This window comes from Bacillus sp. ISO11 (genome assembly GCF_003458115.1).
In the GTDB taxonomy this organism is placed as follows: Bacteria; Bacillota; Bacilli; order Bacillales; family Bacillaceae_G; genus Bacillus_A; species Bacillus_A cereus.
The window spans coordinates 1-474 of record NZ_QXCO01000100.1 but is presented as its reverse complement, the minus strand read 5'-3'; the positions used below and the strand labels follow the sequence as shown (position 1 = coordinate 474).

The window sequence follows — 474 nt, the reverse complement described above, 5'->3', positions numbered from 1 at the left end:
TAGCACCTGTGTTACCTTGAACACCTTGAGGTCCAGTGGCACCAGTAGCACCCGTGTTACCTTGAGCACCTTGAGGTCCAGTGGCACCAGTAGCACCCGTGTTACCTTGAACACCTTGAGGTCCAGTAGCGCCTGTGTTACCTTGAACACCTTGAGGTCCAGTGGCACCAGTAGCACCTGTGTTACCTTGAACACCTTGAGGTCCAGTGGCACCGGTAGCGCCAGTAGCACCTGTGTTACCTTGAACACCTTGAGGTCCAGTAGCGCCTGTGTTACCTTGAACACCTTGAGGTCCAGTGGCACCAGTAGCACCTGTGTTACCTTGAGCGCCTTGAGGTCCAGTAGCGCCAGTAGCACCTGTGTTACCTTGAACACCTTGAGGTCCAGTAGCACCAGTAGCGCCGGTAGCGCCTGTGTTACCTTGAACACCTTGAGGTCCAGTGGCACCAGTAGCACCTGTGTTACCTTGAACAC

General features: G+C 54.9%; 1 pseudogene. It reads right to left on the bottom strand.

Features of this window, described 5'->3' with window-relative positions:
* Positions 1 to 474 (bottom strand): annotated as a pseudogene (locus D1166_RS30985) (collagen-like protein); the annotation flags it as partial.